General features: G+C 45.9%; 13 protein-coding genes, 3 pseudogenes and 2 riboswitches. Of the genes and pseudogenes, 2 read left to right on the top strand and 14 right to left on the bottom strand.

Features of this window, described 5'->3' with window-relative positions; translation table 11 throughout:
- From MBEAL2_RS26845 to MBEAL2_RS26810, 8 genes and pseudogenes are all read right to left on the bottom strand, one after another.
- Positions 1–662, bottom strand: a 662-nt coding sequence (locus MBEAL2_RS26845) for a transposase family protein (RefSeq protein ID WP_047155286.1), incomplete at its 3' end; no start/stop codon positions are given.
- Positions 663–731: 69 nt separating this feature from the next.
- Positions 732–1112: a hypothetical protein gene (locus MBEAL2_RS26840; protein ID WP_047155282.1), complete on the bottom strand. Its 381-nt coding sequence runs from the start codon at positions 1110–1112 to the stop codon at positions 732–734.
- A gap of 357 nt (positions 1113–1469) precedes the next feature.
- Positions 1470–2471, bottom strand: a pseudogene (locus MBEAL2_RS26835) (TSCPD domain-containing protein); the annotation flags it as partial.
- 95 nt (positions 2472–2566) lie between these two features.
- The gene (locus MBEAL2_RS33345) at positions 2567–3403 is read right to left on the bottom strand and encodes an HNH endonuclease (protein ID WP_052948051.1); all 837 of its coding nucleotides are present in this window, start codon (positions 3401–3403) and stop codon (positions 2567–2569) included.
- A gap of 239 nt (positions 3404–3642) precedes the next feature.
- Positions 3643–4515, bottom strand: a pseudogene (locus tag MBEAL2_RS26825) (ribonucleotide reductase barrel domain-containing protein); the annotation flags it as partial.
- A 258-nt stretch (positions 4516–4773) separates the two neighbouring features.
- Positions 4774–5652 (bottom strand): endonuclease domain-containing protein, encoded by an 879-nt coding sequence (locus MBEAL2_RS26820; RefSeq protein WP_047155281.1) that lies wholly within the window; start codon positions 5650–5652, stop codon positions 4774–4776.
- Between the two features lie 120 nt (positions 5653–5772).
- Positions 5773–6432, bottom strand: a pseudogene (locus MBEAL2_RS26815) (ribonucleotide reductase barrel domain-containing protein); the annotation flags it as partial.
- A gap of 211 nt (positions 6433–6643) precedes the next feature.
- Positions 6644–7462 carry a lipoate--protein ligase family protein gene (locus tag MBEAL2_RS26810; protein WP_173427746.1) on the bottom strand — a complete coding sequence of 273 codons (819 nt, stop codon included), beginning with the start codon at positions 7460–7462 and terminating at the stop codon, positions 6644–6646.
- Positions 7463–7630: 168 nt separating this feature from the next.
- Here MBEAL2_RS26810 and MBEAL2_RS26805 point away from each other — a divergent pair, with 168 nt between their 5' ends.
- Positions 7631–7822: a hypothetical protein gene (locus MBEAL2_RS26805; RefSeq protein WP_047155278.1), complete on the top strand. Its 192-nt coding sequence runs from the start codon at positions 7631–7633 to the stop codon at positions 7820–7822.
- A 49-nt stretch (positions 7823–7871) separates the two neighbouring features.
- On the opposite strand, the gene MBEAL2_RS26800 is transcribed toward MBEAL2_RS26805, so the two are convergent.
- The 6 genes from MBEAL2_RS26800 to MBEAL2_RS26775 all read right to left on the bottom strand — a co-directional run bounded on the left by MBEAL2_RS26800 (position 7872) and on the right by MBEAL2_RS26775 (position 13711).
- On the bottom strand, positions 7872–8654 hold the full coding sequence (locus MBEAL2_RS26800) for a TraR/DksA C4-type zinc finger protein (protein ID WP_047155277.1): 783 nt from the start codon (positions 8652–8654) through the stop codon (positions 7872–7874).
- Between the two features lie 148 nt (positions 8655–8802).
- On the bottom strand, positions 8803–10272 hold the full coding sequence (gene gcvPB, locus MBEAL2_RS26795; RefSeq protein ID WP_047155276.1) for an aminomethyl-transferring glycine dehydrogenase subunit GcvPB: 1470 nt from the start codon (positions 10270–10272) through the stop codon (positions 8803–8805).
- Positions 10265–11617, bottom strand: coding sequence for an aminomethyl-transferring glycine dehydrogenase subunit GcvPA (gene gcvPA, locus MBEAL2_RS26790; RefSeq protein ID WP_047155275.1), 1353 nt, complete (start codon positions 11615–11617; stop codon positions 10265–10267). The genes gcvPB and gcvPA overlap by 8 nt, the downstream gene beginning before the upstream one ends.
- Positions 11618–11619: 2 nt before the next feature.
- Positions 11620–12012 carry a glycine cleavage system protein GcvH gene (gcvH, locus tag MBEAL2_RS26785; RefSeq protein WP_047155274.1) on the bottom strand — a complete coding sequence of 131 codons (393 nt, stop codon included), beginning with the start codon at positions 12010–12012 and terminating at the stop codon, positions 11620–11622.
- Positions 12013–12041: 29 nt separating this feature from the next.
- The gene (gene gcvT / locus MBEAL2_RS26780) at positions 12042–13142 is read right to left on the bottom strand and encodes a glycine cleavage system aminomethyltransferase GcvT (RefSeq protein WP_047155273.1); all 1101 of its coding nucleotides are present in this window, start codon (positions 13140–13142) and stop codon (positions 12042–12044) included.
- Positions 13143–13260: 118 nt separating this feature from the next.
- A riboswitch (glycine riboswitch) is annotated at positions 13261–13351 on the bottom strand.
- 3 nt (positions 13352–13354) lie between these two features.
- A riboswitch (glycine riboswitch) is annotated at positions 13355–13446 on the bottom strand.
- Between the two features lie 79 nt (positions 13447–13525).
- Entirely contained in the window at positions 13526–13711 is a 186-nt protein-coding gene (locus tag MBEAL2_RS26775; protein ID WP_047155272.1) for a hypothetical protein, read from the bottom strand.
- A 221-nt stretch (positions 13712–13932) separates the two neighbouring features.
- Between MBEAL2_RS26775 and MBEAL2_RS26770 the strand changes: the two genes are divergently transcribed.
- Entirely contained in the window at positions 13933–14697 is a 765-nt protein-coding gene (locus MBEAL2_RS26770; RefSeq protein ID WP_047155271.1) for a DUF2087 domain-containing protein, read from the top strand.
- Positions 14698–14705: the final 8 nt, after the last annotated feature.

Genomic DNA, 14705 nt, shown 5'->3' with positions numbered 1-14705 from the left:
AAATCCATCACCACAGCGACAGGCTTCAGATCAAATAAGGCAGGATGATTTTGATACGCGATACGAAGTTCTTCAATGGTTCGGCCCGAAAGGATATCAAGTAAACTTTCACCGCGTAAATCATGTAATCCCGTGTTATAGGTGCTTCCTTTTCGAATTGCAAAATCATCGATTCCAAGCACGAGCCCTTCTCTTTCTGTGGCTTCTTGAATGCAAGAGGCTTGGAGAGACGGACATTCCTTCTTCATCCACTGTTTATACACCCGTTCAACGGTGCTGTATGGAACGTCTAAAATAGCGGCAGCCTTGTCGATGGTAGACCCAATTACATAGGTGGGGAAACGATCTTCAAACGCCCTTGTATATCGTTTTCGAGGGAGAACGCATTCATATCCCCACATGAAAACACCCATACAATCTGTACAAGATATACGAATGGCAGAGATGAGAAGGTATGATTTTTTCCCGAAAATAGGAAGATGTCTTACTTTGCGTTCATAAGAAATCCCCCGAAGAGTCACGGAAAGAGACTGACAATAGGGGCATGGCTGAACAGGAACCGTCGGTTCCACTTCCATAATAAACTCCTCATTGTCTATACGCAGATCCTTCACTTCTAATTCTGGTATCTGGAGTAAAGAATTGATATACTGAAAGGGCATCTGTATAACCTCGCTTTGTTGGTTGTTCGCACTTTCAACATAGCAGATATACAGATGTTTTTCTATTTATTAATAAAAGCAAGGACATTTTATGGTGTTGAGCCATATTTCTAATCCCTTATTTTTCCCAAACCTTGTAATGAACTTTTTTGAAGTTAGTTTCTCCTCCAAGGATTGTAACAAATATAGTTGGAAACTAGGCCTACTGCTATATCTGTACTCCTCAACACACTCATCAATGAAATCTTGGGAAATTTCAGGACTTTTTTGTACAATCTTTATTAATGAATCCTTATCAAGATAAATTAAAGATTCCCTGATGTCTTTACTTCCCTTTGTAGTAACCATAGTGTATCGATGAAGCAAATCCTTTTCATCTACATAAGAAAAAAGAAGTCTCCTAATTGCTGCTCTTTGAACATGTACTAGCTTTTCCGCCTTCTTTATCACTATTTTTTCCCTCCATATCAACTCAGGTAAATAGCATCATGGCATTCTTTAAAAAAAACGGCATCTAGTTTTTTTTCTAGATGCCGTTGAAAGTTTTGTAAGTTATTCTATAAATTTTCTATAAAGCTTTGCTTTTGAATTTAAGTCTTCAATATCCATATTTAGCTAAATTTTGATGAGCTAAATATGGATATGTCTATATGCTAAATATCACTATCGTATAATTATACTTTTTTACGAATAAACAACCAAAAGTATAATTAATTATGACAAACTGTCCAGCTAATTATGAGACAGATCCAAGTAATTATGAGAAATCACAATACTTATCTATGACGCCTCACAGTAACCGGGCCATTAGCTGCATCTTGAATAGCCGCAAGACTCACAATGCTTACAGCCTTCTTCAGCTACAAGCGCTGCCGCTCCGCATTCCGGGCAAAGATCAAGACCTTCACGGTAGACGTCCCCGTCTTCGTCTCTTTCCTGTATCTTCGGAGCCGTCTCGGTCTGGATGCTTTCACTCGCCGATGCGATTACATTTTCCTCTTCTCCGTCGAGAGAGAATTCAATTGCCTTCGCTACTGCATCCGGAATTGAATCCACACGGTTTACGCCGAACCCGACAGCGCCGGAACCGCCGATTCCTTTCAGGTGTTTGATAAGCAGACGCGCTTTGTTTCCGTCAGGCAGTTCCCCGAAACGAAGGAACAGCGTAGATACACGTCCGAGCGCCTCTGACATGGCAAACACGTCACTGCCCGCTTTTCCTACATTAACGATCACTTCAAACGGAGCTCCGTCCGCCTCATTCACCGTTATGTATGCTTTTCCTAACGGTGTTTTCATTTTATATGTTGAACCTTTCAAGCGCTGCGGACGGCGTCTGTAATCTTTCGTCGGCGGTGCTTCATCAAGGTCTGTGGAAGGGGAAATTGCAGCCGCCTTAACCGGCTCCTTCTTGCTTTCCTCATCCTTGTCCTTCTCTTTTGTTGTTAATACCTGTACGTCACGGCTTCCATCACGGTAAATGGTTACCCCTTTGCAGCCAAGATCAAAGGCAAGTTCATACAGCGCCTTTGTTTCTTCTACCGTGAAATCAGCAGGTGCATTCGCTGTTTTACTGATGGAGCTGTCGACCCATTTCTGGATAGCACCCTGCACGCGTACATGGTCTTCCGCCGATAAATCCATGGCGCTGACGAAGTAATCCGGCAGTGTTTCACTATCGTTTTCTTCCATCCATTTTTTCGCAATCGGTACATACTGTTTGTCAAATCCAAGACGGCTTTGACGGAAGTATTCGAATGCGTAGAAAGGCTCAATTCCTGTGCTCGTACCAACCATGGTTCCTGTGCTCATTTTTGTTACTCCCTGTTTTCCAGGGGGTGGGATTATTAGTACCCACTCCATATGTCGCCATATGGATCAGACTATATCATCAACCAGGAGATTTATTTCTCAAGAGTATACTTGCTCTTATACTCTTTATCAGCATGTCTTTTACGGTGACAGGGATATTCACATAAAATTATAAGATTCTCCAGTTCATTGGCTTCCTTATAACTTTTAAACATCCTAAAAGGAACGATATGATGAACAGATAGTTCTTGCTCGTATTCCTTTTCCGTAACACCACAGTCTTGGCAGGTATAATTGTCTCGTTTTCTCGCTTTGCGTCTTTGACCGTTCCAATTAGGGCCATAATAGTTTATGTCCCCACCTTGCCAGGCACCATTGTTTGCGCCTGCAAACAACCCTGATTCAAGGTAGTATTCGGCCATACATTCCTGATTACAGAAATTCCAATCCCTAACTACTGACGGTTTTTTAAAGATTGGACGCCCACAATTAGTACAGGGAACTTCAATACGCTTTCTTAATTGCACCTTTGCTCGTTCTCCATTTGCTTTTCCCAAACAATCTTTAGAACAATATTTTGCAGTCTTGACCCTGGATTGTATTACTTGGAACTCTTTTTTACATAATTCACAAGTTACTACAACCTGCTTTTTAATATGTCCATACAAATCTTCCCAATAAGCTGATTTGTATTTATTTGAACATTCCCGGCTACAAAAATTTCGTTCTGTTATTACAGATTGCTTTTTAAGAAAAGACTTACCACAGGTATTGCAACAAACTTCCTTTTTCTTGCTCAAGTGTGCATTGAAGGTAGAGCTTTCTCTGTAATAATCATATTTACATTCGCGAGAACAAAACCTCTTACGTTCAAAATGACTGGGTTTTACTTTTATTGTCTTACCGCATTTTAGACATTGCTTTTCCATGTTTTCTACCCCTGTCCTAATTTTATCAAGAACTATTTCAGAGGTAAATACTGGTTTAAAACCTGGTGCTCGGCGTGTAGTCGTTGAGGGGTCAGCCACGACTTCCCGGCGGATTGCCCGCACCTTTCGATTTTTACCTTTGCGTGCTGGCAAGGCACAGGTACGAAAGGATACTCGGAGTTTCCCGCATATAGCCAAGTTTACGCTGCGTTTTTACAAACGTAGGGGGCAATCACTTTACCCGTAGGAGCCTGCGTAAGAACAGTTACATTCCGCATGCCGTTCTCTTTTACCGCATTTCGCACTTCGTCGTCAAACTGCTTCATAAATCCACTCTGCAGGAATAAATCTGCATCGAATGCCGGGAAGCTTCCTTTTTCCGCAGCGATTTCCGTCGAAGCAAGATAGGATTCGCGAGCGATAAAATGATACAGTTTGTCCAGGAATTCAAGTGATTCCGGACTGCCGTAGCGGACCTTAAGGTCAATCATCATTTCTGCAAGACCCATTGTTCCAAGACCTACGCGGCGCTCTTTCTTCTGGTTCGCTTCGTTTTCCGGGAAGTGGTATGGCGTAACATCAACGACGTTATCAAGGAAACGAGTAGCATAGCGTACAGCGGTAGATAGGCTGTCCCAATCCACTTCGCCGTCTTTTGTAAATTTGGATAGGTTGATGGCGGAAAGATTGCACACACCCCATCCAGGAAGTCCTTGTTCTCCACACGGATTCGTACAAATAATCGGGTTGAAATACCAGCTGTTGGACATCTGGTTGTAGTATTCCATGAATACGACACCTGGTTCCGCTGATTTCCATGCAGACTCAACAATCGTGTGCCATACATCGCGGGCGCGCACTGTTTTATACACGCGTACTGCTTTACCGAGTTCAAGCCATTTATCAAGGTTTCCGTCCCATAACTCATCGTATTCAGGATCCGATGTATCCGGGAATTTCAAATCCCAATCCAAATCTTCCTTAACTGCTTTCATGAAACCGTTGCTCACGCAAACGGAAAGATTCGCGTTCGTAATCATGCCCATGTTTTGTTTGACGGTAATGAATTCAAGCACATCGGGGTGCCAATCGTTCATCATTAGCATTAATGCCATATTGTTACGTCGAATCGCTACTTCGACTCTCTAAATCACTTTAGAGTCCAGACCATATCTTACGCTTTGCAGCGTCCTCGCACTTCGGACCCGCTTGAGTCCTACTCTACTCGCTTCCGTATATTATATACGTGCTTTCGATGGCCGTTGAACCTTCCCCATATCCTTTCATGACGTAGGGGCTTGGCTGCTGATTGTCTTTATCACCACGTTATTTTTAGGCATTCACGCTTACCGTTTCCAGTTACGTTGTAGCTAACGTGATAAATACGATACAATGATACGTTCCACTTCATTTAAATTGTTCAAAATTGTATCTTCCCAAAAGCGAAGGATTTGATACCCATTCCGTTTTGCAATTTCATCTTTTAATTCATCAATTTTTCTTCTTTCCATTTGCCACCTTTTAGGAACAGGATAAAACTTTGGGTTACAATGCCAGTAGTCTCCATCACATTCAATAAGGAGTTTGTAATCCCGAAGTATAAAATCATATTGCCTGTTCTCTAGCTGGAAAGAATATCGATACTCCACATTCAAACTGGAAAGCAGTTCCTCCATAATATGTTCTATTCTTGTTTTTCTAAAGGACTCTCTCTCAAATTGACGAAGAGCTGCTTGACGAATTTTTTGAATGGTTTCTTCGCTATAAATCCCTGTTTTCCCCTTGTTCCATGGCGGACGATAATTACCTCTCCTCGTCTCTGCCGTTTTTTTTCCTATTATTGAAAAATGTTTTAGTTTGTACTCTTTTGGCATTTTTTTGTGCCATAGAGAAACCTGGGAAGATATTAATTTTTGCCCACATTTTTTACTACATGTTTTCACACGCATGTCTTCCTTTGCGAACTTTTTACCACATACTTCACAAGAACGGACCCTATCCATTTTTTTATGACAAGAAGTTGTACAAAAAAGATTAGGCACACCCCGTCTTAATTTTACAGTTTTTGTGCATATCGGATTATGACATATCAGGTCCTCTTTTGCGTAGTAATAACGTAAAAGGTATTCATGCAAATTCATTCCATGTATGTGAATTAAATGAGAAGTGAAACGACCTTGTTTATTATGTGAAAATTCTTCTCTGCATAATAAACAGATCTGTTTATCTTTTGCATCGTAAAAATTCATGTAGGCTCACCTCAATAAATATAACTTTTTGCTAATATCTTTGAAGTGGCATTACATAATAAAGAGTTCCCAGCAATTCACGAGGTTACGTGGCACATTTACGCTTAATTTACATTATTTACCACGTCTTGAGCCACCCTGCTCAATTAAACCTGTCGTATAGCTGAACAACCCGCCCCAGGAAACCGAACCACTGGAGGAACCATTCACGCCTTTTACCTGCGCGCGGCGCGGACGAAGGCTCGACAAATTGATTCCAACACCGCCGCCGCGCGACATAATTTCCGTCATCTGGCTGAGCGTATCCATAATTCCGCCACGGCTGTCCTCTGGAGAAGGAATCACATAGCAGTTATACAGCGTAAGCTCATCATTTGCACCTGCGCCCGCTGCAATCCTTCCGCCCGGAACCAGCTTCCAGTCATCGAGAAGCTCGCGGAACTTGCCTGTCCACTCCTGCTGCTTTTCCGGTGTCGCCTCGACCGAAGCGATCGTTCTTGCCAGGCGGTCCCACATTTCATCAGGTGTTTGCTCAATTGTTTTTAACGTCTTATCTGCGTCCGCAGTAACCGTTTCCCCATTGCGCAGCACCACATGAAGCGTATTTCCTTCACGCTTGCTTACTATGCCGACTTCCTTCTTCGGGAATTTCGGATCATCTTTTGTCAGTACGAGAACCGTATTGCCCTCAGCTATATTATCCGGATTTGTATCCTTCAGCGCATACCGGTCGAGAAAAATTTTCTCGCTTAAGCCCTCAAGCTTTGTTTTTGACGCCATTTCTGTCGTTGCCTCCATTTTTCACCCTCCGTTTATAGGAAATAGGAATTGACCAACTTGTACCAGTTTGATACATTTAATCGGTGTCTTCTAAGTCTACCACAGACCAGCAGACACGTCTATATATTGCGAATCATTTATTTTCCACCACAATATATAGTTCTTTTAACCTCTTGCCACAAAAAAACCGGCCTTTTCAGGCCAGTATGCCTTACCTCTTAAAATTCCATTCATCGGATCCGTATCTTTCACGAACCAGCTCATTTGCCAGTTCCTTTTCCTCCGGCGTCAACCCATCATCTACCAGCTCAACGTTCAGCCCCTTGGCAAACCCATCCCGGAATGCCTTCCGTGCTTCGTCCAGCGATAATGGCGTCGCACGCACCTGATTAATCGCAACCGCCTTATCCAGAAAGCTCTTCTTTAATCGTTCCTTCACGCGCTCATTCGGGTGCTGAATGACATCAAACAGCATGTCTACGTCCATATCAAGCAAAATCGCCCCATGCTGAAGAATGACTCCCTTCTGCCGTGTCTGGGCGCTTCCCGCCACTTTCCTTCCTTCTACAACAAGTTCGTAGGCAGACGGAGCGTCGAAGCACGCTGCGGAAGAAGGCTCGGCATATTTCTCTTCCTTCGGATTCGCCATTTCCGCCTGCAGCCCGATCGAACGGAAGCCTTCGAGCAACCCAAGGCTAATAATTCGGTACGCATCGGTCACACCGGCCGGCATTTCCGGGTGCTTTTCCGACACAACTACGCTATATGTAAGCTCCTTATCGTGCAGAACCGCTCTGCCGCCCGTTGGCCGGCGGACGAATCCAAGGCCGTATTCCCGCACCTTTTCCATATTGATGTCCTGATTTACTTTTTCAAAATACCCAATCGAGAGCGTGGCGGGCTCCCACGTATAAAAACGGACGGATGGTTTGGTTTTTCCCTGGCTATGTATCGTTAGCACCGCTTCATCAATTGCCATATTCATTGCCGGAGAACTTACTCCGGTGTCAATAAAACGCCATTGTTCCATGTTCATGCTCTCCTTCTTTTGCTATAAAATAACCTCCAATTCATTGTAGCATATTAATTTTAATGGAATTTTTATAAAAAGCAATGTCCTGGGTGTTTAACAATATGTGCCAGGAGGTAAGGAAAGGGACAGGAAGAATTCCATAAGTAACACAAAGGAGGAGTTGCGATGAACGACTTATGCATCTACTGTGGAGACCCTTTAGTTTTGTGGGAACGTAGTCGCAGCTATTGCTCAAGGTGCAGTGAGAAGGCAGAAGTGGCTTATGGAGATGACCATTTTTATGCAGAAGGCGAAGCCCGGCATGACGATGAGTACGATGAGTTAGACCCATTTACCGACAATTACGGGAAACGTTAAGTTGAAAACCCTTACATTAAAAAGGGGTTCCGCGAAGAACCCCTTTTTCTTATTTTCTTTCTCCCTCTTCTTCCGTTACATACCCTTCCCGGTCTGTGTAATCTTCCACAGGATCCGGGTTTCCAAGAATAGAAATCACATCCGCAGACTCCAGCATCCCCTCGTATTTCTCATGCAAGGTGGAGTCCGTGTTAATTCCAATATAATTCCCATGAATATCCGCAAGAATAAATCCTTCAATATCTTCTACATATCCAACATCTTCTCCCGATTCCATAAACATTTCATTGTAATCAAACTTACCCGCATCATAAAAATCGGACGGCGTTTCCGACGTACCATATCGTTCAACTTCCTGCCAGGCATCCTCTGCATCGTAAAAATTCCCATCGAGTTCATCGTATTCGAACTGGCCAAAAGGAGGAGTCAGGATACTTTCTTCAATCGGTCTCTCTGCTACTACGATATGTTCATCTGCATGCTTAAAACAACGCAGTGCCGTAGGAAGGGCTTCCAGCCGTTCAAACGAGATGTCCTCGCCACACACTTCACAAACCCCGTACGTCCCATCCTCTATTGCCTGTAAAGCCCGGCGAACTTCACGTATTAGCCCCTCCGAATGTTCGAGAAGCGCAATATCCTTTTCCCGTTCAAACATTTCGCTTCCATAATCGGCAGGATGGTTGTCATAATTAGAAAGTTCACGCAAAGCTTCCTTAACCTGCGCTCTGCTTAATTGGAAATGGCTGTTATCTTTTAATCTTTCCTCTTCTCCACGGACCGTATTTTCCAACTGTGAACGTAGATGGGTAAGCTGTTCCGGAGTTAACATGGAAAACCACTCCTTTCTGTAATCAACATGGAACCCGCCAGCTCCTGTCTATCTAGAGATAGTATTTGCACTCTGGCAAGCAAAATACCACCCGGCTTTCCCGCACGGGTGGTATTTATTGACTGGCATCCGCAGGCGGACGTCCGCCTTATTCTTTTGTATAACGGAGAACGGGCTTGCGGGCAGCAAGCACTTCATCCAGGCGGCTGACAACCGTATGATGAGGAGCTTCCTGGACCACTTCCGGCGTCTCTTCCGCTTCCCTGGCGATTCGAATCATGACATCGATGAATTCGTCGAGCGTTTCTTTTGACTCCGTCTCCGTCGGCTCGATCATCAAGCACTCCTCTACAATAAGCGGGAAATAAATCGTTGGCGGGTGGTATCCGAAGTCAAGCAGACGCTTGGCGATATCGAGCGTTCGCACCCCCTGTTTCTTCTGGCGCCTGCCAGAAAGAACAAACTCATGCTTGCAAACGTAATCGAATGGCAAATCATAATACTCGGCAAGCCTGCGCATCATATAATTCGCATTGAGTACAGCATTCTCAGACACGAGGCGCAGCCCCTCCGGCCCCATTGTGCGGATATACGTATAAGCGCGCACGTTAATTCCGAAGTTACCGTAGTACGCTTTCACGCGGCCAATGGACTGGGGCCGATCGTAATCAAGGCGGTACATATCGCCCTCCTTCACTACCTGCGGTTTTGGAAGGAATGGGATTAAGTCCTTTTTCACGCCTACCGGACCGGATCCGGGACCGCCGCCCCCATGAGGCGTTGTGAATGTTTTGTGCAGATTTAAATGGACAACGTCAAATCCCATGTCCCCCGGACGTGCTTTTCCGAGAATGGCATTGGCGTTTGCTCCGTCATAATAAAGCAGGCCGCCTGCTTCGTGCACAACTTCCGCAATTTCAACAATGCTCTTCTCAAAAAGGCCGAGCGTATTCGGATTCGTCAGCATTAAAGCCGCCGTATCAGGACCAACAGCCTGCCGGAGCGCCTCTACATCGACAAATCCATGCTCATCCGAACCAACCGTAACAGTCTCAAGACCGGCAACGCTCGCGGAGGCGGGATTCGTTCCATGCGCAGAGTCCGGCACGATGACTTTCGTGCGTTTTTCTCCTCTGCTCTCATGGTACGCGCGAATCATCATGAGCCCGGTCCATTCCCCCTGCGCTCCTGCAGCAGGCTGGAGTGTCACCTCATCCATGCCCGTAATTTGCGCCAGGTCTTCCTGCAGCTCATACATTAACTGGAGCGCTCCCTGTGCGGTTTCTTCCGGCTGGTACGGGTGAATGCGGGCGAAGCCCGGATAACGTGCAACGTCTTCGTTAATCTTCGGATTGTATTTCATCGTACAGGAGCCAAGCGGGTAAAATCCGGAGTCCACCCCGTGGTTTCTTTTCGAGAGCCCTGTATAGTGGCGCATAAGCTGAAGCTCGCTTATTTCAGGAAGTTCAGCGGGAACTTCCCGGATAAACGTTTCCGGTATGATATCCGTAACCGCAGCCTCAGGTACATCACAGGCGGGCAGATCATACCCGACCCGGCCCGGTTTGCTTAATTCAAATATAAGAGGATGGTCTTTTTTCTCGAAATCATTAGGCACGGTAGGCTCCCTCCAATCCTTGGACCAACTGGTCGATTTCTTCTTTAGTGCGAAGCTCAGTCACAGCCAGCAGCATGTGTCCGTCCAGCTCCGGGTATTCATTCGCCAAATCAAACCCGCCGATGATTTTTTGCTGCAGGAGCGATTTATTAATTTCTCCGACACTGCCCGGTGTTTTGATAACAAATTCATTAAAGGTCGGTGAAGTAAAGACAACTTCATATCCCGCAAGGCCGGCAAGCTGCTGTTTTGCGTACTGCGCCTTCTGGATATTCAGCATTGCCATTTCCTGCACGCCCTGCTTTCCCAGCGCAGTCATCGCGACGGAAGCAGCAAGCGCATTCAGCGCCTGGTTCGAGCATATGTTAGACGTTGCCTTCTCACGGCGGATATGCTGCTCGCGCGCCTGAAGTGTAAGCACGAAGCCGCGGCGGCCCTGTTCGTCTTTCGTCTGCCCGACAATGCGGCCCGGAATCTGGCGCATTAATTCTTTCTTAACAGCGAAGTAGCCGCAGTGCGGTCCGCCATAAGCCATGGGAATCCCGAACGGCTGCGCGTCTCCTACAACAACATCCGCGCCAAAGGAACCCGGCGGCTGGAGAATGCCAAGAGCAACCGGATTGGAGCTGACGATGAATAGCCCCTTGTGTTTATGAGCGATTTTTTCAATGCCTGCCAAATCTTCAAGTCCGCCGAAGAAGTTCGGATACTGCACAACAACAGAGGCGGTCGCTTCATCGACAGCCGCTTCCAGCGCAGCAAGATCGGTGACTCCGTTCTCACACCCTACTTCGACTACTTCAAGTCCATGCCCCTTTGCATTCGTAAGCAGAATGGCGCGGGCTTCCGGATGAACCGCACGGGAGACAACGATTTTCTGTCTTTTCATCTTCCCTGCTGACATGGCCGCCGCCTCGGCAAGCGCAGTCGGGCCGTCATACATAGATGAATTGGCAACGTCCATTCCTGTCAATTCACAAATCATCGTCTGGAACTCAAAAATCGCCTGCAGCTCCCCCTGGCTGATTTCAGGCTGGTACGGGGTATAGGCGGTATAAAATTCAGATCGGGAGATAACATGGTTCACTACACTCGGAATATAATGATCGTAAGTGCCCGCACCAAGGAAGCAGGCATACTCAAGCGCATTGCTATTTTTTCCGGCAAGCCGGCCCATATGCTTCGTCAATTCAGTCTCTGCGAGTGCTTCTGGGATTTGCAGCTCTCCCTGAAAACGCACGCTCTCAGGAATATCAGCAAACAGCTCAGAAATATTTGAAATTCCAAGCGCTGCAAACATTTCTTTCCGATCTTCCGCCGTGGTTGGAAGGTATCGATAGGTCACAATTATTCCTCCTCTTTAATAAATGCCTCATACTGTTTAGCTGTCATGAGCGGATCAAGTTCACGCGGATCGTCCAGCTGTATAACCGCCATCCACCCTTCTCTGTAGGCGTCTCTGTTAATGGCGTCAGGCGCTTCCTCGAGCCCGCTGTTTATTTCTACGACTTCTCCGCTTACCGGGGAGTAGATGTCAGATACAGCTTTGACAGACTCCACCGTCCCCATACTTTCATCTGCTTTCACAGCCGCTCCTGTTTCAGGCAGCTCAACGAAAACGATATCCCCGAGCTGATGCTGCGCAAAATGGGTAATCCCAATACGTGCCTTACCCCCTTCAAGCATTTCCACCCATTCATGTTCCTTGCTGTATTTAAATGCAGCGACAATTTCACTCATCTTTTCTTCCTCCCGGATTCCGTACGTCTCTATGCTTTTGCTCGTTTATAGAAAGGGGTTTGCACAATGTGTGCCTTCACCCGTTTATTGCGGATTTCCACTTCGACCTCTGTACCGATTGCGCTATGTTCGCGGTTTAATAGGGCAAGTCCTACATTTTTCTTTAGCGTAGGCGACTGCGTCCCTGTCGTTACCTCGCCGATTCGCTCATCGCCGGCATAAACAGGATAGTGTGAACGGGGAATACCCCGCTCAAGCATTTCAAGCCCGACTAATTTGCGCGCCGCTCCCTTTTCTTTCTGCTCTCTAAGCGCTTCCTGTCCGATAAAGGGAATTTCCTTATCCACTTTTACCGCAAAGCCAACACCCGCCTCAATGGGGCTGATGTCCCCACTCAGCTCCTGTCCGTATAACGGCAGGCGCGCTTCAAAACGCAGCGTGTCACGCGCACCTAATCCACAGGGCAGTACGTCCTCTCCGCCTGCTTCCAGGATGATTTTCCACAGCGCAGGTGCATCCTGAGAATTTACATACAGTTCAAAGCCGTCTTCCCCTGTATAACCGCTGCGGGATACGAGTGCATCAATTCCACCCAGGTTCACATGCGGCAGGAATCGGAAGGAACCGATGGCCGATAAATCCTCACCCGTCAATTTCTGAAGAATTTGTTCTGCCAGAGGCCCTTGAAGAGCAAGCTGGGCTGTCTCTTCGGAAATATTCCGCAGGGATACGTTTCCTTCCACATGGCGTTCCATCCATTCTACATCCTTGTCAATATTTGAGGCGTTGATGACGAGAATATAGTGGTCATCAGCCAGCTTGTAGACGAGCAAGTCGTCTACAGTTCCTCCATCCGGGAAGCACATAAGGGAATACTGGGCCTGGTTCACTGCAAGCTTAGACGCATCGTTCGTAGTCATCTTCTGAATAAAAGCCAGAGCATCCGGCCCCTTCACTTCAACTTCTCCCATGTGTGATACATCGAAGAGGCCGGCTTTCGTCCGAACCGCTTCATGCTCTTCGAGAATGCTGGAGAATTGGACAGGCAAATCCCACCCGCCGAAATCAATCGTCTTTGCGCCGTACTCTTTATACAAAGGATAAAGAGGCGTTTGTTTTAGTGCTGACATCTAGCGTGCCACCCCCACGATTATTTTGACACAAGAAAAACCCAGGGACATGCTGCTCGTCCCTTCCCCTACTATGTTACCCAACAAAAAAAGGACACAAATAGGGTATTATCCCTATCTCTGTCCTTTTTACCTGAGAGCTACCCGGCTTATCGTCTAACCGGCCGGTTTCCCCTTTGGTGGCCTGCCAGGGCAGGCTCTCTCCAGAGTTGCGTCCCACAGAAGTACTTTTGCCTGAGAGATTCAAAAGGTGTGGCTTGCTCCTTCGGCGACGCCCTCCGGCGTTCTCTCCTTCTGTTTTCATCCGCGCTTTTATGCTATTTATAAAAATTAAACAGAATAATTACTCATCTATCGTATCACGAATCAGGAATATTGCAATCTTATTCCTTCTCTTTATGGCTTGTATCCCACATGAACGTATAAGCTGGTTCTGCCTTCTTTAATACAACAGCGCCCTCCCGTACAGTAACTTCAATCGTTCCATGTCCGAGTACTTCTTTTATTTCCTCCGGAAGCACAAGATTCCCCCGCTCATCCAGCTGGCATACAATCGGTTTCTTTTCCATTAAACAGCCTCTCCTTCCCTGCTTTCCGCATCTTTTTCTTTTCTGCTGTCTGTTGTCACTTATCTATTATTCCATCTCCTTCTCCTTTATTCAACCGCCTCTTCTTTTGTTCCACCCTGAACCGTTTATTTTTTTAAAGATTAAAATTAAAAAGTTGAAATTAAATAAACGATATATTAAAATGTCTATATAATAACTAAACGAGCCTGAGGTGTTTAACAATGAATGATGTTTCTGAATTGTTCTGGAATGCGACCGTGGAAGAGATAAAACACGGATATATTTATGATGATGCTGCGGAAGAATACATCTGCCTTGTTTGCGGGACACGCTTTATGAAAGGAGTTATCTATTCGGAAGAGGATGTTTTTTATGAGGCTGGGAAGTTTGCAAAGCTTCACCTTGCACGCGCCCATACTTCTATGTTCGACTACCTGCTAAGCCTGGACAAAAAGCTGACAGGTCTGACCGAGCACCAGAAAATGCTTATTAATTACTTCTACCAGGGACGAAGCGATGCCGAAATTGTGAAGGAACTGGACGGCGGCAGCACATCTACGATACGAAACCACCGCTTTACGTTGAGGGAAAAGGCAAAACAGGCAAAGGTGTTTCTCGCCATCATGGATTTGGCTGAAGCAAAAACCGGAAAACAGGAGAAGTTTATTAGCGTGCATCGAACAGCTACCATGCTTGATGAACGGTATGCGATCACGGAGCAAGAAAATGAAGAAATCATAGCGAAGTATTTTGAGAACGAAGGGGGAGGGAAACTGCTTGAATTTCCTAAAAAGGAAAAACGGAAGATTGCCATCTTAAAGCACGTTATGAAAAGATTTGAGCCGAATAAAAAGTACACAGAAAAGGAAGTCAATTCGGTTTTAAAAGCGGTGTACGATGACTACGTAACACTGCGGAGATACTTGATTGACTACGGGTTTATGGAACGAACATCCGGCGGCAGCGCCTACTGGGTGAAAGTATAAGAAAACAA

Source organism: Aneurinibacillus tyrosinisolvens (assembly GCF_001015055.1).
GTDB classification, from domain to species: Bacteria; Bacillota; Bacilli; order Aneurinibacillales; family Aneurinibacillaceae; genus Aneurinibacillus_A; species Aneurinibacillus_A tyrosinisolvens.
This window is presented reverse-complemented; position numbering and strand designations above follow the sequence as displayed.

Coding starts and splice junctions, on each gene's coding strand:
- MBEAL2_RS26775 (WP_047155272.1), bottom strand. CDS start 13,711: ATGGAAAAGAAACCGATTGTATGCCAGCTGGATGAGCGGGGGAATCTT.
- MBEAL2_RS26810 (WP_173427746.1), bottom strand. CDS start 7,462: ATGGAACAATGGCGTTTTATTGACACCGGAGTAAGTTCTCCGGCAATG.
- MBEAL2_RS26800 (WP_047155277.1), bottom strand. CDS start 8,654: ATGTTAACTCCGGAACAGCTTACCCATCTACGTTCACAGTTGGAAAAT.
- MBEAL2_RS33345 (WP_052948051.1), bottom strand. CDS start 3,403: ATGGAAAAGCAATGTCTAAAATGCGGTAAGACAATAAAAGTAAAACCC.
- MBEAL2_RS26805 (WP_047155278.1), top strand. CDS start 7,631: ATGAACGACTTATGCATCTACTGTGGAGACCCTTTAGTTTTGTGGGAA.
- gcvT (WP_047155273.1), bottom strand. CDS start 13,142: ATGTCAGCACTAAAACAAACGCCTCTTTATCCTTTGTATAAAGAGTAC.
- MBEAL2_RS26770 (WP_047155271.1), top strand. CDS start 13,933: ATGAATGATGTTTCTGAATTGTTCTGGAATGCGACCGTGGAAGAGATA.
- MBEAL2_RS26820 (WP_047155281.1), bottom strand. CDS start 5,652: ATGAATTTTTACGATGCAAAAGATAAACAGATCTGTTTATTATGCAGA.
- gcvH (WP_047155274.1), bottom strand. CDS start 12,012: ATGAGTGAAATTGTCGCTGCATTTAAATACAGCAAGGAACATGAATGG.